The following is a 20,640-nucleotide window of genomic DNA, read 5'->3' as shown; positions in this document are numbered from 1 at the left end:
TGGATGAAGCTAGGGGCTGAGTAGCGGAGCGTAGACAGATCTACGTGAGCAACGGAAGGCCCGGCTGAATTCAAGATTCGCCGTCGAACTTGCATCATTGATGAACTTCGTGATCGGAAGATGACTTTTTGAACAACCGTTTCAATGAAGGTTCAAACAAGTCAGGTTTCGAGCACCAAGAAGATTGGATGAAGCTAGGGGCTGAGTAGCGGAGCGTAGACAGATCTACGTGAGCAACGGAAGGCCCGGCTGAATTCAAGATTCGCCGTCGAACTTGCATCATTGATGAACTTCGTGATCGGAAGATGACTTTTTGAACAACCTCTAATATAATAGGTTAGATACAGAAGGAAAGGAAGAAGCAGCATGTTGGGTGGCTTTACAAAAGACTTGGGAATTGATTTAGGGACGGCAAATACGTTGGTATATACGAGAGGCAAGGGCATTATCGTCCGCGAGCCTTCGGTGGTAGCGATTCATACCGACACGAAAAACATCGTGGCCGTCGGAGAATCGGCCAAGAAGATGATCGGCAGAACCCCCGGCAACATTCGGGCGATCCGTCCGATGAAGGATGGCGTGATCGCTGATTTCGATACAACGGCAACGATGATTAAATATTTTATTGGTCAAGCGCAGAAGAAACGTTCGTTGTTCCAGCGCCACCCGAACGTGATGGTTTGCGTACCGTCGGGGATCACGGCCGTTGAGCAGCGGGCTGTTGAGGACGCGACGAAGCAAGCAGGTGCACGCGAAGCTTACACGATCGAGGAGCCGTTCGCCGCGGCGATTGGCGCAGATTTGCCGGTTTGGGAACCTACCGGCAGCATGGTCGTGGACATCGGCGGCGGGACGACGGAAGTTGCGGTGATCTCGCTGGGCGGGATCGTCACCAGCAAATCCGTCCGCGTGGCAGGCGATGAAATGGATGAAGCGATCATCCAATATATCAAGCGCCAATACAACCTGATGATCGGGGAAAGAACCGCCGAACAGCTGAAGATGGATATCGGCTCCGCTCTTGCGCTGGAGAAGGTTGAAACGATGGAAATCCGCGGACGCGACCTCGTGACAGGACTGCCGAAGACGATCACGATCACTTCTGACGAGATCTCCGAAGCGCTGAGCGATACGGTGGGTGCAATCGTGGACGCGGTGAAAGTCACTTTGGAGAAATGCCCGCCGGAACTCGCAGCAGACATTATGGACCGGGGAATCGTATTGACCGGCGGCGGCGCGTTGCTGCGTAACCTGGATAAACTGCTGGCCGGCGAAACCGGCATGCCGGTGATTGTGGCGGAGAATCCGCTTGACTGTGTGGCGATCGGTACGGGCCGGGCTTTGGATAATATCCACTTATTCAAATCGAAAAGTAGTTCAGCCCTTCGTTCCAAGCGATAATTTCGCGCGGAAGAAGGCACCCCTGATATCAAAGCGGCGCCGTCCTGAATTGGACGGCCAATGCCGTTTTTCCAAGAAATCATGTATGGTTGGAGGGTGCGAAAACTGTTTAAGCTGCTTGGCAACAAAAGATTATTTATTTTGTTGATGGGACTTATTTTGTTTATTGCGGTGATGGGGTTTACGCTGGGGCCAAGAACCAACTTGTCCTGGCCGGAGAAATTCGTCAAGGACACGGTTGGCTTCGTGCAATACGTGTTTTACAAGCCCGCTAGCTATGTAGCGGGCTTCTTTGAAGATATTTCGAACCTGCGCGCGCTGCAGGAGGAGAACGAGCAGCTCAAAATTGCTTTGGCGCACTATACACGTGACAAAGCGATTTACAACCGAATTGAGCAGGAGAATCAACGGTTGCAGGAGATGCTCGACTTTACCGAGCAACAAAAGAAAATGTACGATTACAAATGGAAAATTGCCCAGGTCATCAGCGTTAATGACGATCCTGTCAATCGCACGATCGTGGTTAATTTAGGGGCTCGGGAAGGCGTGAAAGAGGGGATGGCTGTCTCCTCCGATAAAGGCTTGGTTGGCGTGATCAGTCATGTCAGCAACTTTACGTCCACCGTCCGCCTTGCGACCTCGATGGATGCCAAGGACCCGAACTCCAACGGCATCGCCGTGACAGCGCAGGGGAAGGAGAACGACGTCTTTGGCATGATCGAAACGTTTGATCGCGAGCAGGGAATGTTCCTCATGACGCGCATTGAAGATGCCACTCCGTTGAAGAAAGGGGATACCATCGTCTCCTCCGGGATCGGCGGCGTATTTCCTCGCGGGATGGTGATCGGCACGGTGAAGGACATTCAGGTTGGCGAATACGGGCTGACGTATACCGCTACGGTGGAACCTGCTGCGAGCTTCACCGACTGGAAGGAACTATTTATCGTATTCGAACCGGAAGGTGAAGGCGAGTGAACAAGCGCAAACTGATTTTAATTCTGCTGCTGTTCCTCTTGTTCATTCTTGAGGGAACTTTGGTTCCTTGGCTGATCCCTACGGCATGGCAGACGCGGATTGCCCCGCATCTGGTTTACGTCGTTATTCTATATTTCTCCGTTTATGAGAACCGGCATACGGGGCTGATCCTTGGTCTGGTCTTTGGGATGTTGCACGATATCGTTTTTTACGGGGCGTTGATCGGAGCCTACTCCTTCGCTATGGGGTTGTCCGGCTATCTGCTGGGGCTCTTGTCCCGCAACCAGCGGGCACCGCTGCCGCTGATGATGATCGTCGTGCTGCTGGGCGGCCTGCTGCTGGATTCGATTCTGTTCGGTACGTATACGCTGTTTGAACTGATACACCAGCCGTATACATGGGCGTTGAAAAATCACATTATCCCAAACGTTTTGGTGCAGTTCGTATTTGCTTTGGCGATATACGTACCGCTGCGTCGGCAGCTCGAAATCATTACCCGCAGACGCTCTCCCGAGGAGAACGCTTGACTTCCCGCTTATTTTGCTTGCTGTAAGCAGGAACTTTTCCGCTTCGGCGCGAATTGATTAGGGGGGAGGGACAGGCTCATGACAGTAAAATCCAACCACGTGACGATTAAAGGCGTAAAAGATGGCCTGGTTTTCCTGCTGGACGACAAATGCGATTTTTCGAGTCTTCTGGAGGAATTAAAGTATAAATTGGAATTTAGCCATCAACATATCTTGACTGGGCCGATCATCCATGTCGATGTGAAGCTGGGGATGCGACTCGTCACTGAGGATCAGAAGGACATGATTCTTGATATATTAAAGCAAAAAGGCAATCTGCTTGTCCGCTCCTTTGAGATGCCGGAAATTGTTCGGGCGGATGCGCCGGGAGCGCTGACGACGATTGCGGGGATTGTCCGCTCGGGTCAGGTGCTGCATCATGAGGGCAACCTGCTGTTTATCGGCGATGTGAATCCCGGGGGGACGATTCGCTGTACCGGCGACATTCTGATTCTCGGCGCTCTGCGCGGGATGGCCCATGCAGGCTTTGAGGGCAACGAGAATTCGATCATTGCAGCTTCGTACTTGTCTCCAACGCAGCTTCGAATCGCGGAAACGATCAGCCGGCCCCCGGATGAATGGGAGAACCGGGAGACGAGCATGGAGTTCGCTTTTCTACGGGAAGGGAAGATGCAGATCGACAAAATCATCAATATCACCCGGGTGAGACCGGACCTTAACGTGTTTAAAGGGGTGTGAATCATGGGACAAGCTATCGTAATAACGTCCGGTAAAGGCGGGGTGGGCAAAACCACGACCTCGGCCAATATCGGCACGGCGCTTGCGCTTCTGGGGAAAAAAGTGTGTTTAGTGGATACGGACATCGGTTTGCGAAATTTGGACGTAGTCATGGGGCTCGAAAATCGGATCATTTATGATTTGATCGACGTGGCCGAAGGTCGCTGCCGACTGAATCAAGCGCTGGTGAAGGATAAGCGGTTCGATGAGCTGTATATGCTGCCGGCGGCGCAAACGAAGGATAAAAACGCGATTTCGCCAGATCAGGTCAAAGACATCGTTTTGGAACTGAAGAAGGAATTTGAATTCGTAATTATCGACTGCCCGGCGGGGATTGAGCAAGGGTTTAAGAACGCGATTGCCGGGGCGGATCAGGCGATCGTGGTCACAACGCCGGAACATGCTGCTGTACGCGATGCGGACCGAATTATCGGGCTCTTGGAGAACTCGCATATCGCTTCGCCGAAGCTGGTTGTGAACCGGATTAAAATCAATATGATGAAATCCGGGGATATGCTGGATATTGAAGGAATCCTTCAGGTGTTAAACATCGATCTGATCGGCATCGTGCCAGACGATGAGAAGGTCATTAAAGCCGCCAACAGCGGCGAACCGACGGTAATGAATCCGGACTCTTCGGCTGCGATTGCCTACCGCAACATCGCGCGGCGGATTTTGGGCGACACCGTGCCGCTGATGCTGCTGGATCAGAAGAAGGGCGTATTTACGCGCTTTAAGAAGTTTTTTGGAATGGGTGGATAACCGTTGTTTTTTAAACTTAAACATGTGGACTGGCTGATGGTAGGGATACTTGCTTTGTTTATGGTGTTTAGTACCCTCCTGGTGCGCAGTGCCATTGCTCCATATGAGACGGAATTCCAGTGGTATGATCTGAAGACGATCATATTTTACTTGCTAGGGTTCGTGGTCGTGTTCGGTATGGCTTTGGTGGATTACCGTACGTTGCTTCGGTACAGCTGGTATGTGTACGGAGCAGGCTGCGTGCTGCTGGTGCTCGTCTACCTGTTTGCGCCGGAAATCAACGGGGCGCGCAGCTGGTTCAAGATTGGCGGGCTGCAATTTCAGCCGGCCGAATTGGTTAAGGTTATTCTCATTTTGACGACGGGGTATTTATTAGGCAAAAAAATGGGGCAACCGCTTCACTTCCGGCGCGACATTATTCCGATCACGCTGGTGACGCTGCTGCCGTTTTTTTTGGTATTGATTCAACCGGACTTGGGAAATGCCATCATTTATCTCGTCGTGTTGGTAGGGATGCTGTGGATCGGCAATGCCAGATACAGCCACGTCTTGATCGGTTTAACCGCGGCGGTAGCGGGATTGATTCTGTTCGTCACGTTGTTTAACGCCTATAATACGCAGATTCAAGACTATTTAGCGAAGCATCAGAAGCTTCACTGGTATCAGCGGATCAACACGTTTATCAACCCGGATCAAGCGTCGAGCGACGATCGGCACCAATCCAACTATGCCAAGATCGCCATCGGCTCCGGGGGACTGCTCGGCGACGGTTACATGAAAGGCGACTTAAAGAACAAGAAATTCGTTCCGTATCCGTATTCGGACTCGATTTTTGTTGTCGTTGGCGAGGAGTTTGGGTTCATCGGGGCATCGGTGCTGCTGTTGCTCTACTTCTTGTTCATTTACAGGATGATCTTAATCGCCCTGCATTGCATTGATAAACGAGGCGCCTACATGATTGTTGGTATCGTTGCGATGTTCCTGTTCCAAATCTTCGAGAACGTCGGGATGATGATTGGCCTGATGCCGATTACCGGGATTACGTTGCCGTTCATCAGCTATGGAGGAACCTCGCTGCTCATCAATATGTTATGTATCGGACTGGTGTTCAGCATTAAGCTGCATCAGGAGAAATATAAGGTGGATTAGGATAAACCGGTGCCGGCAGCACCGGTTTTTTGGTTTATTGACCACCGCTGCACCTCATAGAGGTAAAAGATGGCCTTATTTTTGCGAAGTCAAAGAGATTGGCTGAAATAAGGTCATTTTTTTCCCTTATTCGTGAGAACTCCAGGATGTTTGTTGGTGAAGTCGCATCAATAAGGCCCAAAATTACCGTTATGATGTGCGCTTGAAGATAAACGTGGTGGAATAAGAACATAAATTACCTCTATTCACTTCCCAGCTCAGGAGCGATTAGGCGGATCTCCAAGCTTGTTCATATTCCATTCCTGTGGCTCATAAGTATGTAGTACAGGCCCTGCCAGAGAAGAAGGCAGCGGCAGGAACGGATGACTTATGGGACAACCACGAATTGTGGAGCGGAGCGGGGGGATAAGAGCATGGACGTGAAATCAAATGTCAAAAAGCGGAGAGCGGAGCGGATTCGGCAATTGACGATGGAAGACGCCGTAGGGCCGCTGCCGCCGGATCAGGGCTGGGGATCTGCCCCCGGACGGGCGGCTGCACCTCCGAGAACGAAGCCATGGCCTGTTAGTGCAGGTCAGGACGACACCGATCCCGATCCCGAGCTGTTATGGAAGCGCGGGCAAGGCCGCTGGCAGGATCCTTATGCTGGCGCTTATGGAAGCGGAAAGGGTGACGATGAGCTGATGGGTCCCGGGCCGGGAAAACGTTCGACGTTCTGGTTCGCGATGTTCGTTCGCCTGGTGATTAGCACGTTACTGTTTGCGGCGATCTGGGGCATGAACCGCTATGAGCCGGCCTGGGCGACGCCCATCCGCGCGTTTATTGCCAAGTCGCTTACCGTGGAGATGGATTTCCAAGCGGCCCAAGCCTGGTACGAACGTAATTTCGGAGGGGCACCATCCTTTATTCCCATCTTTAAAACCAATGAAGATCATGGGCTGAGAGTAGGAGGCGCAGCTGGTTTTTCACTGCCGATTGAGGGCAGTCTTGCCAGTCCATTTGCCTTGAGCTTAAAAGGAGTTGAAATTATCCCTGACACCGGCAGCTTGCAGGTCAAAGCCATCGAGACCGGACGGGTGCTTCGCGTTGCCCGGGAAGCCGAGACCGGACAGACCGTGACGGTACAGCATGCCGGGGGATACGTCTCGGTATATGGACATTTGGAGCAGATCTCCGTTGAAAAAGGGGACTGGCTGGAAGGGGGCGATGTTCTGGGCAGCCTTCCGCCGCGAACGCAGTCGCCATTGCCGACGCTTTATTTTGCGATCAAAAAAGATGACCGGTATATCGATCCGGCGGATGTGATTCCATTTGATTAAATGGCGCGGCATCGCGATTTCGTTCCACCCTTTTTTCGTCATTATTATGCTGATGTCTGTGCTGACCGGCCACTTTCTGGAACTGCTTGCCTTGTTCACAATCGTGTTCGTGCATGAGATGGGCCATGTGTTTGCCGCTCGCATGTACGACATCAAAGTCTTGTCCGTCCAAATGCTTCCCTTTGGAGGCGTGGCGGTCATGGAGGATGCGGGGGACCTCACAGCCGGGCGCGAGATGGTTATCGCTTTGGCAGGCCCGCTGCAAAACCTGTTGCTGATCGGCGCCTCCTTGCTGCTTCATGCCGTCGGGATCTGGGACGGGCCGTTTTTGAGCTATTTTATTCAAAGCAATCTGCTCATTGCTTTATTTAATCTGCTGCCCATCCTGCCGCTGGACGGCGGCAAAATCTCGCAGGCTTTATGCAGCCTGGTTATGCCTTATTATGCCACGCTGCTCTGGTCTTACCGTATCAGCTTGCTGTTCAGCGCCTTGCTGGTGGCCTACTCCTTCTTGCCGCTATTGCTCGGGTTAGGTGGGATGCAGCTGAATCTTCTGCTGATTGGCCTCTTCCTGCTTTATTCCAATCTGACCGATTATCGGAACATTCCCTATCGTTTTATCCGTTTTCTGGTGAACCGGGATCGCAGCTTTTCCAGACATCTGCTGAGCGGGACGTTGGCCCAACCAATCGTTGCGGAGAAAACGAAACCTTTGGATCACATTTTGCGTCTATTTAAGAGAGAAAAATATCATTTTATTTACGTGATGAACCAACAGGGGAACATCGTGGCGGTCGTTCCGGAACAACGAGTGATTTCCTCTTTCTTACAGGGAGGCTCTGGGGCTTGAAGCGCGACAGACGTGATATAATGGAACGGGCATGTTACTTGATAATAAGCGAGTTCATGATCAATGGATGACGAAAGTATGAAAGGTGAGATCATGAAGAGGATGATTGTTCACTGCGGACCTGGCTCTACCGAAATTGCGCTTCTAGAAAACGGCAAGCTGGTGGAATATGCGGCGGAGCGTTCTCAACATCGAGGACTGGTTGGCAGCTTTGTGAAAGGCAAAGTGGTTAATGTCATTCCGGGTATGCAGGCCGCTTTTGTGGATATCGGTCAAAAAAAGAATGCGTTTCTCTATATCGACGACGTGCTGCACCCTCATTTGGAGAAGCAGCCGAAGCAGAAGCCGTCGATCGCGGAGCTTCTGAAGCCAGGCCAAGAGCTGGTCGTACAGGTTGTAAAAGAAGCGATCGGAAACAAAGGTGCGCGGGTGACGACTCATTATTCTTTGCCGGGACGCTGGCTGGTCTATATGCCGACGGCTGGTTATGTTGCCGTCTCCAAGAAGATCGCATGCGAAGAGGAGAAGCAACGCCTCAAGCTGCTTGGTGAGGAGCTGCGCAGCGAGGAGGAAGGATTGATTCTGCGGACGGTCGCCGAGGAAGAGGACGGCAAGGCGATCGCGGAAGATCTCGCGCAGCTGCGCAAGCAATGGGCCGCCATCCAGGAGAAGGCGAAGCATGCGGCAGCTCCGGTCGTACTGCACCAGGATTTAAGCATGATCCAACGTTTGATGCGCGACGTATATAGCCCGGAAACGGACGAGCTGATCATGGATTGTCCGGAGCAGGCGGAGGAGGCGCTTGCTTTTCTGCAGGCGATGCTGCCGGGGGAGACGCCGCGCATCATTGTGCATGAAAGCGAAGTGCCGATCTTTGATTATTATGAAGTGAGGCCGCAGATGGAGAAGGATTTTCAGCGGAAAATCTGGCTGCCGGGGGGCGGCTACCTCGTGTGGGACACGACTGAGGCGTTGACCGTGATTGACGTGAATACCGGCAAGTTCACCGGGGGAGACAGCTTGGAGGATACGGTGTTCCGCACCAATCTGGAGGCCGCGCAGGAGATGGCCCGGCTGATTCGGCTGCGGGATACCGGCGGCATTATCATCGTAGATTTTATCGATATGAACAGCGACGAGCATCGATCGGCCGTTTGGGAGCGGCTGGAGCAGGCGCTGGCTGGCGACCGTACACAGCATCATATTTTGGGATGGACCAAGCTCGGCTTGCTGGAAATGACGCGAAAAAGAATGCGGGAAGAGATTACGGTAATCAGTTGATTTTTTGCAAGGTGCATGGTAGTATATTAGGGTATGTGTCATGAGTTAGCTTGTGCACATGCTGCAACCGCTCCGATCGGGTTAACAAGTCCGCTGGACCTTTGCGTCTAACGGCACCTGAATCAGGCGAGTCTGAGACATGAGGAGGTGCAAGCAAATGTACGCAATTATCGAAACCGGCGGTAAACAATACCGTGTTCAAGAAGGCGATGTGCTTTACATCGAGAAATTGAACGCAGAAGACGGTGCAAGCGTAACGTTCGACCGTGTGTTGGCAGTATCGAAAGGTGAAGGTTTGGTAACGGGAACTCCATTGGTATCCGGCGCTAGCGTAACGGCGAAAGTCGAGAAGCATGGCAAAGGCCAAAAAGTGATCGTTTACAAATACAAACCGAAGAAGAACTACCACAAGAAGCAAGGTCATCGTCAACCTTACACGAAAGTAACGATCGAGAAAATCCAAGCGTAAGAAGGTGCGATAACTTGATTATCGTCTCCATATTACGCCGGAAGAATAACGACATCGCAGGCTTTAAGGTGGAAGGCCATGCCGGCTATGCGAAGGCCGGTGAGGACATCGTCTGCGCGGGCGTGTCGGCCGTGACCGTTGGAACGGTCAACTCGATCGAAGCGTTGACGGGCATTGTGATGGACTCCAGGATGAAGAACGGCTTTCTTAGCGCGAATCTTCCTGATACGGTCGAAACGGAAGAAGCCGGAGCACAAGCGCAACTGCTGCTTGCCTCGCTTGTCGTTATGCTGAAGAGTATCGAAGAATCATACGGGAAGTATATTCAGATACAGGACGTCATTATTTGAAGAAGGAGGTAGACTACAATGTTGAAATTGGATCTCCAGTTGTTCGCTTCCAAGAAGGGCGTAGGTTCCACGAAGAACGGACGCGACAGCATCGCGAAACGCCTTGGCGTGAAACGTGCTGATGGCCAATTGGTAACGGGCGGAAGCATTCTCGTTCGCCAACGCGGTACGAAAATCCACCCAGGTACAAACGTAGGCATCGGTTCGGACGATACGCTGTTTGCGAAAATCGACGGCGTTGTGAAATTCGAACGTTGGGGTCGCGATCGCAAAAAAGTGAGCGTCTACCCTGTGGAAACCGCTCCTGTAGCGGCTACAGTCGAAGCTTAAGAGCTATGAATCAAGAGCCCTGGCACGTTGGTGTCAGGGCTTTACTTTTTTACATACATAACGGGAGCGAACTTGGTTGAGGTATGTTATACTGGGTAGGGATGTCAGGGTGGGGAGTTTCATTCCGCCCAATCTGTTAGAGGAACGGGGAAGATATGAAACATCGGTTCATGGTGAGGGCAATGATCGTGTTGATCGCGCTCGTTAGCCTGACACTAGCTTATTTTCTGAAGTCGCCGATCGGACAGGTCCTCCTGTGCGGGGCTCTTTTCGTGTTGTTTGGGCTATATGTACGGCATCTTCGGAAAGGAGCCGAAATCGAGCGGAAGCATTTGCTGGAATCGGTCCAACGAACGGCCTCCGCCACGCTGGGTCATCATCGCCACGATTGGATGAACGATCTGCAGATTCTATATGGGTATATCCAACTTCGGAAAATTGATAAACTCGCCGATTGCGTGGAAAGAATAAAAGAACGAATGGCCGTAGAAAGTAAAATTTCCAGGTTAGGCATTCCGGCCTTGGTCTTCTACTTACAATCGTTCCGCGAGGTTAACGGTTCGATTCATCTCGACGTTGACATTGAGGACGAACTGCAGCTGGATCAATTGCTTACTGCGGAGCAAGCGGAAGAACTGACGGAGGCCATCGTGGAAACGGTGCGGATCTTCCAGTATAACAGGCGTTCTTCTTGGGGAGAGACGCTGCAGTTGAAGATGTCGATGTACCGTGAGGACGGCGAAGTCATCGTTCGGTTTGAACAGGCCGGTTCCAAGGGGAATCCGGAGGTACTTGTCCGCCTTCTTGATGAAGGAGTGGCGGGATTGCGGGTTAAGGCTGACCGTGGCGATGCGGAAGACGGTTCGTTGCGGCTACGGGTGGCTTGTGGAAAAATAAACGAGGTGAACGCATGTTTGTAGATAAAGCGAAAATTTATGTCAAGGGGGGCGACGGCGGCGACGGGCTGGTCGCTTTTCGCCGGGAGAAATACGTGCCCGAAGGCGGTCCGGCCGGCGGTGACGGCGGCAAAGGCGGCGACGTGATTTTCCGCGTTGATGAAGGCTTGAGAACGCTGATGGATTTCCGCTATCAACGGCATTTCAAGGCGCAGCGCGGAGAGAAGGGGCGGAATAAGAGCCAGCACGGAGCAAATGCGGAGAACATGATCGTCCGGGTCCCCCCCGGAACGGTTGTCATTGACGACGATACCCAAGAGGTGCTTGCCGATTTGACGCGCCATGGGCAGGAGGTGGTTGTGGCCCGCGGAGGTCGTGGAGGTCGCGGCAATATCCGGTTCGCTACGCCAAACAACCCGGCACCTGAGCTGGCAGAGCATGGCGAAGAGGGCGAAGAACGCTGGGTCGTGCTCGAGCTGAAGGTGATGGCCGATGTCGGACTGGTCGGGTTCCCTAGCGTTGGGAAATCGACGTTGTTATCCGTTGTATCGGCAGCAAAACCAAAGATCGGCGCCTACCATTTCACAACGATCACCCCGAATTTGGGGGTTGTTGATGTGGGCGACGGCCGGAGCTTCGTGATGGCGGATTTGCCTGGATTGATCGAAGGGGCCCATGAAGGCGTTGGTCTGGGCCATGAGTTCTTGCGGCACGTCGAGCGGACGCGGTTGATCGTCCATGTCGTTGACATGGCTGGCTCGGAAGGGCGGGATCCTTTTGACGATTGGCAGAAAATTAACGACGAGCTGCGGCTGTACAATGCCGATTTGGAGAAACGCCCGCAGATCGTAGCCGCCAATAAGATGGATATGCCTGAAGCGGCAGCGAATTTGGAGAAATTCCGTGCCGAAGTCGCCAAGGTGCGCGGGGATTTGGAGATTATGCCGATTTCTTCATTGACTCGTCAGGGTGTCCAAGAGTTGCTCTACCGCGTGGCGGAGCTGCTGGAGCAAATTCCGGAGGCGCCTGCGATCGAAGAAGTGACCGAACTGGCGGAACGCAAAATTTACAAATTGGACAAAAAGGAAGACGAAGGCTTTACGATCCGCCGCGAAAACGAGACTTTCGTGGTGGAAAGCGCGAAGATCGAGCGGATGATGAAGCGGATGCAGCTGAATTCGCATGACGCCATCCTGAAGCTGGCCCGCACGCTGCGGCATATGGGGGTAGACGATGAGCTTCGCAAGCGGGGGGCCAAGGACGGTACGCTGGTCCGCATCGGGGACTTCGAGTTTGAGTTCGTTGAAGGCAGCAGCTACTACTGATGATGGAAAAGAGCACCTTTTGGGTGCTTTTTTTGCTATGGGTCAGGACAAAAAATCATTGCCACCCTGCGTCATATCCGTTATAATGTCCACTATATGAAAACAAAAGTCTCTAAGGAGAGGACGTTCGTGAAGGAGCACTACTATTTGGTTCGTGAGGATATTTTGCCAGAAGCGGTAGTTAAGACCTTACAGGTAAAGCAGCTCTTGGCCTCCGGCGACGCCAAAACAGTTCATGAGGCTGTTGCTCAAGTGGGGTTAAGTCGCAGCGCTTTTTATAAATATAAAGACGGCATTCATCAACTCAATCAATTCGAACGGGAAAGCATCGTGACCATCTCCTTTGATCTGGAGCACCGGTCCGGGATCTTATCGAAGGTGCTTGCGCTGATCGCCGGTTCCGGCGGCAACGTATTGACGATTAATCAGAGCATCCCGCTGCAAGGCAAAGCCAATGTCGTGATCTCCGTGGAAACCTCGCGCTTAACCGAAGAGCTGGATGAGATGCTGGATTCGCTGCAAAGCATTCCGGGCGTAAGGAGAACACAGATCGTTGGTCAAGGTTAACAAGGTAAAGAGGAGAAATTAGACGAAAAAAACCGTAATTGGATAACGGGAGGGGACGGCTGTGAAGCCTGTGAAAGTAGGACTGCTCGGACTTGGCACGGTAGGGACCGGCGTGGTCCGGATCTTGGAAGGACATCAGGAGGATCTCAGCAGTCAGGTGGGTTCGCCGATCGTCATTGAGAAAATTGCCGTTAAGACCTTAGACAAAACGCGCAGCGTCCATGTGGATCCACGAAAGCTGACGGAGGACCCCTGGTCGGTCATCCGAGATCCGGAGATCGACGTGATTGTGGAAGTTATGGGCGGCGTGGATCAGACAAAGGCTTATATTTTGGAGGCGCTCGAACGCGGCAAGCATATCGTGACCGCAAACAAGGATTTGATGGCGCTGTATGGCTCAGAGATTCTGGCCAAGGCGATGGAGCATCAATGCGACGTATTTTATGAAGCCAGCGTGGCCGGCGGCATACCGATCATTCGCACGTTGATTGAAGGCTTTTCCTCGGATCGGATTATGAAAATTATGGGGATTGTCAATGGAACGACCAATTATATTTTGAGCAAAATGAGCCAGGAAGGCGCTTCTTACGAGGATGTGCTGAAGGAAGCGCAGCAGCTCGGATACGCAGAGTCCGATCCGACCTCCGACGTGGAGGGATTGGATGCCGCTCGCAAAATGGCGATTCTCGCAACCCTCGGTTTCCGCACCAACGTGGAGCTGGACGATGTGCATGTTAGAGGCATAACTTCGGTATCCAAGGAAGATATTTTATATGCCAAGCGTCTTGGGTATGAGATGAAGCTGCTCGGCATCGCAGAACGGCAGGATGACGAATTCAGCATTACGGTTCAGCCGACCATGGTGAAGAATACGCATCCGATCGCGGCCGTAAATGGCGTTTACAATGCGGTGTACGTGTATGGGGAAGCCGTTGGGGAAACGATGTTCTACGGTGCGGGAGCCGGCGAAATGCCGACGGCCACGTCCGTGGTTGCGGACCTGGTCGCTGTCGTTAAGAACCTCAAGCTTGGCGTGAACGGTTTGAAAGCCATCGTCCCGTATAAGCCCAAGAAGCTGAAAACCGACGAACAAATCGCCTACAAAAACTTCCTGTTGCTCCACGTCGACGATAAAGCCGGCGTTCTGGCGCAGATCACCCAAGTCTTCGCCGAATACGAGGTGAGCTTGGAGTCGGTCGTACAGTCGCCAAATACGAATGTTGAAGGTGCTGAAATTATGATCGTGACGCACAATGCCAGCAAGGCAAGCATGGATAAGGTATTGGCCCATTTCGAATCGCTGGACGTCATTCATCGGATCAAAAGCGTGTATCGCGTAGAGGGATAATAACATTAATTCAGAATAAAGGAGTTCTTTTTGCATGAGATATCTCGGATTGCTGGAAACGTACAAGGAATATTTGCCGGTGAGCGACAAGACGCCGAAGCTGACGCTGCAGGAAGGCAATACCCCGCTGGTTCGCGCGGAGAACCTGTCGAAGGAGCTGGGCCTGGATCTGTATTTCAAATATGAAGGGCTGAATCCAACCGGTTCCTTTAAGGACCGCGGAATGGTGATGGCCGTCGCGAAAGCGGTGGAGGAAGGCAGCCGGACGATTATGTGCGCGTCCACGGGGAATACCTCGGCAGCGGCAGCGGCTTATGCGGCTCGGGCGGGAATCGACTGCATCGTGCTGATTCCGAATAACAACATTGCCCTCGGAAAGCTGGCGCAAGCGATGATTTACGGGGCGAAAGTGATTGCCATCGAAGGTAACTTCGACCGGGCGCTCGAAATCGTGCGCGACATCACCGCCAAGCATCCGATCACGCTGGTCAACTCGGTGAACCCGTACCGCATTGAAGGCCAGAAAACAGCGGCATTCGAGGTGTGCGACCAACTGGGGAAAGCGCCGGATGTATTGGCGATTCCCGTCGGCAACGCGGGCAATATCTCGGCCTATTGGAAAGGCTTCAAGGAATATTATGAGCGCGGTAAATCGACTTCTCTGCCGCGGATGGTTGGATTCGAGGCCGAAGGCGCGATGGCGATCGTCAAAGGCGAGCCGATTCTGGAGCCGGAAACGATTGCGACCGCCATTCGGATTGGCAATCCAGCCAGTTGGAAGACAGCTGTCGCCGCCGCGGAGGAATCCGGCGGGCAAATCAACTACGTTACGGACGACGAAATCCTTGACGCATACCGCACCATCGCTGCCAAGGAAGGCATCTTTGCCGAGCCGGCATCAGCGGCTTCGATCGCCGGCGTTTATAAACTGCATCGGGAAGGCTATTTCAAAGGCGGCGAGACCGTCGTTTGCGTGCTGACCGGACATGGTCTGAAGGATCCGAACATCGCGATCAAGAGCATTGGCGGCGAACCGCTTGTCGTACAGGATACGGAGGAAGCGGTGCTGAATGCGATCGCCAAGCTGCAAGGAGCACGGGCATGATTCGCCGGGAAGGCGTCCGGGTCAAGGTGCCGGCAAGCACGGCGAATCTGGGGCCCGGCTTTGATACGCTTGGTATGGCGCTTAACCTCTATGCCTGGATTGAAATGAAACCGGCAACCTCCACGGTGATCACCCTGCATGGGGGGAACTTGGAAGGACTGCCGACCGATAAAAGCAATCTGGTATACCAAGTCGCGCAATCGGTGTTTGCGGAAGCCGGCGTGACCTTACCGGAACTGGAAATCTCGATGAAATCAGATATTCCGTTAACCCGCGGGCTTGGCAGCAGCGCTTCGGCGATCGTCGGGGCGCTGTTTGCGGCCAACCTGCTGGTTGGCGAGCCTTTAAGCAAGGCCAAGCTCTTCGATATGGCTACGGCCTTGGAGAAGCATCCGGACAACGTTGGTGCCTCCCTGTTCGGCGGGATTATTACCGCGGTTTGGGACGGGGCGCACGCGGATGTGCTGCGCATCGAGCCGCCAGCCGATCTGGAGGTGCTCGTTGCTATTCCTGACTTTCAGCTGTCCACCTCCAAGGCGCGTGAGGCGCTGCCGAAGCAGATCAGCCTGCAGGATGCGGTGTACAACGTCAGCCGCACGTCCCTGCTTACAGCGGCGTTAGCCGCCGGCCGGCTGGATTTGATCCCGGCTGCCATGCGCGATCGGCTGCATCAGCCGTACCGGGCTGCACTCGTGCCCGGAATGGCCCGGATCCTTAAGGAAGCAACTGCCCATGGGGCTTTGGGCGCTGCCTTAAGCGGAGCCGGACCGACGCTGCTCTGTCTGACGGACCGCCGTCAGGGAGCGGACAAACAGCTGGAGTCGTTTTTGCTGGAGGTGCTGAGTGGGGAAGGCATCTCCGCGCAGACCATGCGGTTGAAGCCTTGCACATCGGGGGCAGTGGAGCTTACTATGGAGAGTGAAGGTTCATTTCTGGATCACATTCAAGCCTACGGATCGTAAGAGCTTCGTGATCGAATAAGATAAATGGTTGAACCACCTTGATGAGGGGAAGTCAGGAGATGAAACGAATAGCATTGCTGCCGGAAGGCTCGGTATCCCATGAAGCGGCGCTGCACCTGTTTGGCGATGAGCCGGTGGAGCTGCTGCACTTCAAGCAGATTTCCGACGTATTCTTAGCCACGGCCAGCGGACACAGCGATTACAGCGTCATCCCGATGGAGAATACGATTGAAGGCTCCGTCAGTCTTCATATGGATTGGCTTGTCCATGAAGTGGATGTTCCGATGCAGGTTGAATGGGTGTACCCTTCCGTGCAGAATTTGATCGGCAAGCGGGAAGAGTTCCAAGCGGCCGATCCATCGGGCGACATTGATTACAGCAAAGTGACGAAGGTGCTGTCCCATCCGGTTGCGATGGCCCAATGCCTGCAATTTATCCGTTCACGGATGCCCAAGGCGGAGCTGGAACATACCGGCAGCACTTCAGAAGCGGTAGAACTGGTGAAGAAAAATCCGGGACAAGGCTGGACGGCGATCGGTACGGCACTTGGGGCTAAGCGCCATGGATTGGATGTCTTGGCTCGCCAAGTGACGGACCACGACAACAACTATACCCGGTTTGTTCTGATCGGCCCGCGGCCGTTTGAACTGAAATATCCAGCTGCTCAAAATAAAACAAGTCTGCTGGTGACGTTGCCGGAGGATTTTCCGGGCGCCTTGCATCAGGTATTGTCTGCATTTGCATGGCGTAAGCTGAATTTGTCGCGCATTGAGTCGCGCCCTACGAAGAAACGGCTTGGCAATTACTATTTTATTATGGATGTGCTTGAATCGATCGATTCTGTGCTGCTGAGTTCAGCGATTGGAGAAATCGAAGCGTTAAGCTGTCAAGTACGCGTGCTGGGCAGTTATCCCAGCTTATCGTTTGGAGATCAAAAAGCGGAGGTGCCAAAATAATGGCAGAACAATGGATTTATTTAGATGGACAATTCGTAACAAAAGATCAAGCAAAGGTTTCCGTATATGACCATGGATTTTTGTACGGGGACGGGATTTTTGAAGGCATCCGCATTTATAACGGGAACATCTTTAAATGCAAGGAGCATTTGGACCGCCTATACGATTCGGCTAAATCCATTATGTTGGACATTCCGCTGACGTATCAGGAAATGGAAGATGCGCTGGTCGAGACGCTTCGCCGCAATGATCTGCGCAACGGTTATATCCGTCTTGTAGTTTCCCGCGGCGCCGGCAACCTCGGATTGGATCCAAATCGTTGCCCGAAAGCCTCGGTGATCATTATCGTAGAGCAGCTTGCGATCTATTCGGAGGAAGCCTACAAAACCGGGCTGAAAACCGTCTCCGTATCGACGCGCCGCAACATTCCGGACGCTCTGAATCCGAAGATCAAATCGCTGAACTATTTGAACAACATTTTGGTGAAAATCCAGTCGAACCTGTCCGGTGCAGGAGAAGCGATCATGCTGAACGCGCAAGGGTACGTTACGGAGGGTTCGGGCGATAATATTTTCATCGTCAAAAACGGGGTTATTACTACTCCTCCATGTTACTTGGGCGCCTTGGACGGCATTACCCGCCAAGCGATCATCGAAATTTGCCGCAAAAAAGGCTACAATATCCAAGAGCAGCCATTTACGTTGCATGACGTTTATGTCGCTGACGAAGTGTTCCTGACGGGGACAGCTGCCGAAGTTATCGCTGTGCGCGAAGTCGACGGCCGCATTATCGGCGAAGGGCATGCCGGCCCGATTACGCTGAAGTTGCTGGAGGAATTCCGCGCGATCGTTGATAAGGACGGATTGAAAGTTTGGTAACGTTCGGTAAGGCCGACAAGAATCCTATTTTCCTCGACCTAAGAGGGAGATAGGATTTTTTCTTTTCTAGGATGTCAAAAATCGGGCTCCTGCATAGGATGTAATAAATGGGCCCCGGGCGATCATCACGTACCGGAGAAGAAACCTAGGAGGTCTTTATCGCGTGAAAATCCATATTGTGAAAAAAGGCGATACTTTGTTTGAGCTCTCAAAAAAGTATAACGTGCCTCTGGAAAAACTGATCGAAGCTAACCCGCAGATCGCCAATCCAAATCAATTGAACATCGGTGACAAAGTAAAGATTCCAGCCGTGGCCGTACCGATTGGCGGTGAAACGGGCAATGTCTACAAGCACATTGTCAAGCAGGGGGACACGTTATGGAAGCTGTCCAAAGCTTGGGGATTACCTTTGCAGAGTCTGATCGATGCAAACCCACAGCTTAGCGACCCGAATCAATTGAAGGTTGGGGACATCGTCAACATACCTACGGGCATGGGAAATCCGTCAGGTGGTGCCGACAACCCTTCTGCGCCGAACGTAGGGATGTCTCCTGCGCAAACTGGTAAGAAGAACACGGCTCCCATCGCCGGTTCTGGAAAGAAAGCTCCAACCGGCGTCAAGCCAGAAATGACAGCACCAAAGCCGGAGAAGGTGGAGCCGGTGAAAACCGAAAAGCCGAAGGAAGCCCCGGCGAAAACAGAGCCAACCAAACAACAGCCAATCAACGTAGAACCGCCGAAGCAACAGCCGATCAACGTGGCACCACCGAAGCAACAACCCATCAATGTGGCGCCGCCGAAGCAACAGCCCATCAATGTGGCGCCGCCGAAGCAACAGCCGGCGCAAGTTCAGCCGCCTAAAGTAGTACCGATGGAGATCAAAATGGAAGTGGAGCAAATCCAATATGAATCCACGAAGCTCCAACCGATTCATTACGAGCCGCAAAAGCATGAACCCGTTAAGATTCAGCCCTATTCGTACGAACCGAATATCTCTCCTGCAAATTACGGGCCGCAAAACGTCAGCCCTTACAGCCATGTGCCCATGAAGGGGGAACCCACAGGAGTTAGCCCTTACGGTTATGAGCCGATGAAAGGCGAGCCAACGGGAATCAGCCCTTACGGTTATGAGCCGATGAAAGGCGAGCCAACGGGAATCAGCCCTTATGGCTATGAGCCGATGAAGGGAGAGCCTACAGGAGTCAGTCCTTACACGTATGGGCCGAATACGCAGCCAAATCAGTACCCGAACCTTTCCTATCCAAGCCATCTTCTGCCGCAATACACACAACCATCCACACTTCCGGCCATGGGTTACGCTCCGTCACCTTGTGGCTGCTCGGGAACGTCTCCTTATCCATATACGACTCAGACTCAGGAAGCCTATCCTCCATTTTATCAATATCCGATTGCAGCTGAACCCGTATCTGGCTATTATGGCAATCCTTCACCAACAGCACTGTCGCCGACGGAAGGGGAGTATCCGGGAATTTTGAACGCTAACGCGCCTGTATCGCAAATGCCGAACTTGGGAGCGGTAAGCCCGTACGCAAATCCAAATCCAAATATTCAGCCACACGCTGTGTTTCCGCAAGCCGTATCTCCTGAAGCGAATAACAATGCATTCTATCCTCAAACGATGGATTGGGGGCATCATCCCGGAATGATGCCTTGTTATGGCCCGCCCGTACCAGGTTATCCAACATCGGTGATGCCGTCAGCCTATTCTTATCCGATGGCCTATCCTGGAGCGAATAACCTGGCTCCACTAGCTAACGAACCTTTAAAGGGTGAAGTAGGCGGGATGGAAAACATGAAGGGTCACTTTGATCGGGAGGCGCAGACTTCCGCTTCCGGCGACGAGACGGAGGAGAGTGAGCCCCAGAAAACAGAAGCAAACTTTAAAACGCCAACCTCTTCCAAAAAAAACGTGAAAATTTCGGGCAGCCCTGACTCGCAGCCGAGTTCAAAGAAACAAAGTAAATCGAGTAACGGATCGACGGGCAAAAAAAATCGTCAACGTACCGGCAGCTCGAATGGACGACGGAATCCGTGGATTAATGCTTAACTAGTAAACAGAGCTGGGGAGGCAACTCCCCTTGCTCTGTTATTTTTTTGAATGAATCTAAATAATTCCTCATGTTATGACTTGAGCATGAACGCGGAATGTGATATATTAAATGTCCCACGAAAACTACTAAATAAATCGAATTGAGAGTGGGGAATTGAGAGAAAACGAGTTGCGAATCACTTGAATAAAAAAAATTCAAAAAAAGGCTTGCGATTCTGATCTCAATATGTTATATTATTTAAGTCGCCGCTGAAACACAGCGATGACGAAAAAACGAAGTTGATCTTTGAAAACTGAACAACGAGTGAGTATTAAATCGAGATTTAATTCTCGTCAGTTTTG

21 protein-coding genes and 1 other annotated feature are annotated in these 20,640 nt (G+C 52.5%); all 21 genes read left to right on the top strand.

What is annotated here, in order from left to right:
• Positions 1–366: 366 nt before the first annotated feature.
• The gene (locus M3G15_RS13120) at positions 367–1,401 is read left to right on the top strand and encodes a rod shape-determining protein (RefSeq protein WP_009225169.1); all 1,035 of its coding nucleotides are present in this window, start codon (positions 367–369) and stop codon (positions 1,399–1,401) included.
• Between the two features lie 96 nt (positions 1,402–1,497).
• A complete protein-coding gene (mreC, locus tag M3G15_RS13115; RefSeq protein WP_260071169.1) occupies positions 1,498–2,376 on the top strand; it encodes a rod shape-determining protein MreC in 879 nt (292 codons plus the stop codon).
• On the top strand, positions 2,373–2,903 hold the full coding sequence (gene mreD, locus M3G15_RS13110) for a rod shape-determining protein MreD (RefSeq protein WP_009225171.1): 531 nt from the start codon (positions 2,373–2,375) through the stop codon (positions 2,901–2,903). The genes mreC and mreD overlap by 4 nt, the downstream gene beginning before the upstream one ends.
• A 78-nt stretch (positions 2,904–2,981) precedes the next feature.
• On the top strand, positions 2,982–3,641 hold the full coding sequence (minC, locus tag M3G15_RS13105) for a septum site-determining protein MinC (RefSeq protein WP_009225172.1): 660 nt from the start codon (positions 2,982–2,984) through the stop codon (positions 3,639–3,641).
• A gap of 3 nt (positions 3,642–3,644) precedes the next feature.
• The gene (gene minD / locus M3G15_RS13100) at positions 3,645–4,442 is read left to right on the top strand and encodes a septum site-determining protein MinD (protein WP_009225173.1); all 798 of its coding nucleotides are present in this window, start codon (positions 3,645–3,647) and stop codon (positions 4,440–4,442) included.
• A 3-nt stretch (positions 4,443–4,445) separates the two neighbouring features.
• Positions 4,446–5,591 (top strand): FtsW/RodA/SpoVE family cell cycle protein, encoded by a 1,146-nt coding sequence (locus M3G15_RS13095; protein ID WP_009225174.1) that lies wholly within the window; start codon positions 4,446–4,448, stop codon positions 5,589–5,591.
• A gap of 413 nt (positions 5,592–6,004) precedes the next feature.
• Positions 6,005–6,910 (top strand): M23 family metallopeptidase, encoded by a 906-nt coding sequence (locus M3G15_RS13090; protein ID WP_036645174.1) that lies wholly within the window; start codon positions 6,005–6,007, stop codon positions 6,908–6,910.
• Positions 6,903–7,760, top strand: coding sequence for a M50 family metallopeptidase (locus M3G15_RS13085; RefSeq protein WP_260071168.1), 858 nt, complete (start codon positions 6,903–6,905; stop codon positions 7,758–7,760). The genes M3G15_RS13090 and M3G15_RS13085 overlap by 8 nt, the downstream gene beginning before the upstream one ends.
• Positions 7,761–7,853: 93 nt before the next feature.
• A complete protein-coding gene (locus tag M3G15_RS13080) occupies positions 7,854–9,041 on the top strand; it encodes an Rne/Rng family ribonuclease (protein ID WP_036645225.1) in 1,188 nt (395 codons plus the stop codon).
• A gap of 55 nt (positions 9,042–9,096) precedes the next feature.
• Positions 9,097–9,185: a sequence feature (ribosomal protein L21 leader region), on the top strand.
• Positions 9,186–9,198: 13 nt separating this feature from the next.
• Positions 9,199–9,510 (top strand): 50S ribosomal protein L21, encoded by a 312-nt coding sequence (gene rplU / locus M3G15_RS13075; protein WP_009225178.1) that lies wholly within the window; start codon positions 9,199–9,201, stop codon positions 9,508–9,510.
• 14 nt (positions 9,511–9,524) lie between these two features.
• Positions 9,525–9,860 carry a ribosomal-processing cysteine protease Prp gene (locus tag M3G15_RS13070; protein WP_009225179.1) on the top strand — a complete coding sequence of 112 codons (336 nt, stop codon included), beginning with the start codon at positions 9,525–9,527 and terminating at the stop codon, positions 9,858–9,860.
• An 18-nt stretch (positions 9,861–9,878) separates the two neighbouring features.
• Complete coding sequence (rpmA, locus tag M3G15_RS13065) at positions 9,879–10,190, top strand: 50S ribosomal protein L27 (RefSeq protein WP_009225180.1); 312 nt, start codon at positions 9,879–9,881, stop codon at positions 10,188–10,190.
• A gap of 155 nt (positions 10,191–10,345) precedes the next feature.
• A complete protein-coding gene (locus tag M3G15_RS13060) occupies positions 10,346–11,110 on the top strand; it encodes a Spo0B domain-containing protein (RefSeq protein ID WP_260071167.1) in 765 nt (254 codons plus the stop codon).
• Complete coding sequence (gene obgE / locus M3G15_RS13055) at positions 11,101–12,411, top strand: GTPase ObgE (RefSeq protein ID WP_009225182.1); 1,311 nt, start codon at positions 11,101–11,103, stop codon at positions 12,409–12,411. Before M3G15_RS13060 ends, obgE begins: the two co-directional genes overlap by 10 nt.
• Positions 12,412–12,540: 129 nt before the next feature.
• Positions 12,541–12,978, top strand: a complete 438-nt coding sequence (locus M3G15_RS13050) for an ACT domain-containing protein (RefSeq protein ID WP_016311133.1) — start codon at positions 12,541–12,543, stop codon at positions 12,976–12,978.
• A 61-nt stretch (positions 12,979–13,039) separates the two neighbouring features.
• A complete protein-coding gene (locus M3G15_RS13045) occupies positions 13,040–14,326 on the top strand; it encodes a homoserine dehydrogenase (RefSeq protein ID WP_009225184.1) in 1,287 nt (428 codons plus the stop codon).
• A gap of 34 nt (positions 14,327–14,360) precedes the next feature.
• Positions 14,361–15,431 carry a threonine synthase gene (gene thrC / locus M3G15_RS13040; RefSeq protein ID WP_009225185.1) on the top strand — a complete coding sequence of 357 codons (1,071 nt, stop codon included), beginning with the start codon at positions 14,361–14,363 and terminating at the stop codon, positions 15,429–15,431.
• A complete protein-coding gene (gene thrB, locus M3G15_RS13035; RefSeq protein WP_260071166.1) occupies positions 15,428–16,393 on the top strand; it encodes a homoserine kinase in 966 nt (321 codons plus the stop codon). The genes thrC and thrB overlap by 4 nt, the downstream gene beginning before the upstream one ends.
• A 59-nt stretch (positions 16,394–16,452) precedes the next feature.
• Positions 16,453–17,349, top strand: a complete 897-nt coding sequence (gene pheA, locus M3G15_RS13030; RefSeq protein ID WP_260071165.1) for a prephenate dehydratase — start codon at positions 16,453–16,455, stop codon at positions 17,347–17,349.
• Positions 17,349–18,227 carry a branched-chain-amino-acid transaminase gene (gene ilvE, locus M3G15_RS13025; RefSeq protein WP_085279368.1) on the top strand — a complete coding sequence of 293 codons (879 nt, stop codon included), beginning with the start codon at positions 17,349–17,351 and terminating at the stop codon, positions 18,225–18,227. The genes pheA and ilvE overlap by 1 nt, the downstream gene beginning before the upstream one ends.
• Positions 18,228–18,390: 163 nt before the next feature.
• A complete protein-coding gene (locus M3G15_RS21765; RefSeq protein WP_260071164.1) occupies positions 18,391–20,295 on the top strand; it encodes a LysM peptidoglycan-binding domain-containing protein in 1,905 nt (634 codons plus the stop codon).
• The last annotated feature ends 345 nt before the right edge of the window (positions 20,296–20,640 follow it).

The organism is Paenibacillus sp. p3-SID1389 (genome assembly GCF_025151705.1).
GTDB lineage: Bacteria > Bacillota > Bacilli > Paenibacillales > Paenibacillaceae > Fontibacillus > Fontibacillus phoenicis.
The sequence above is the reverse complement of the archived record's forward strand: the minus strand, read 5'-3'. Positions and strand labels throughout refer to the sequence as shown.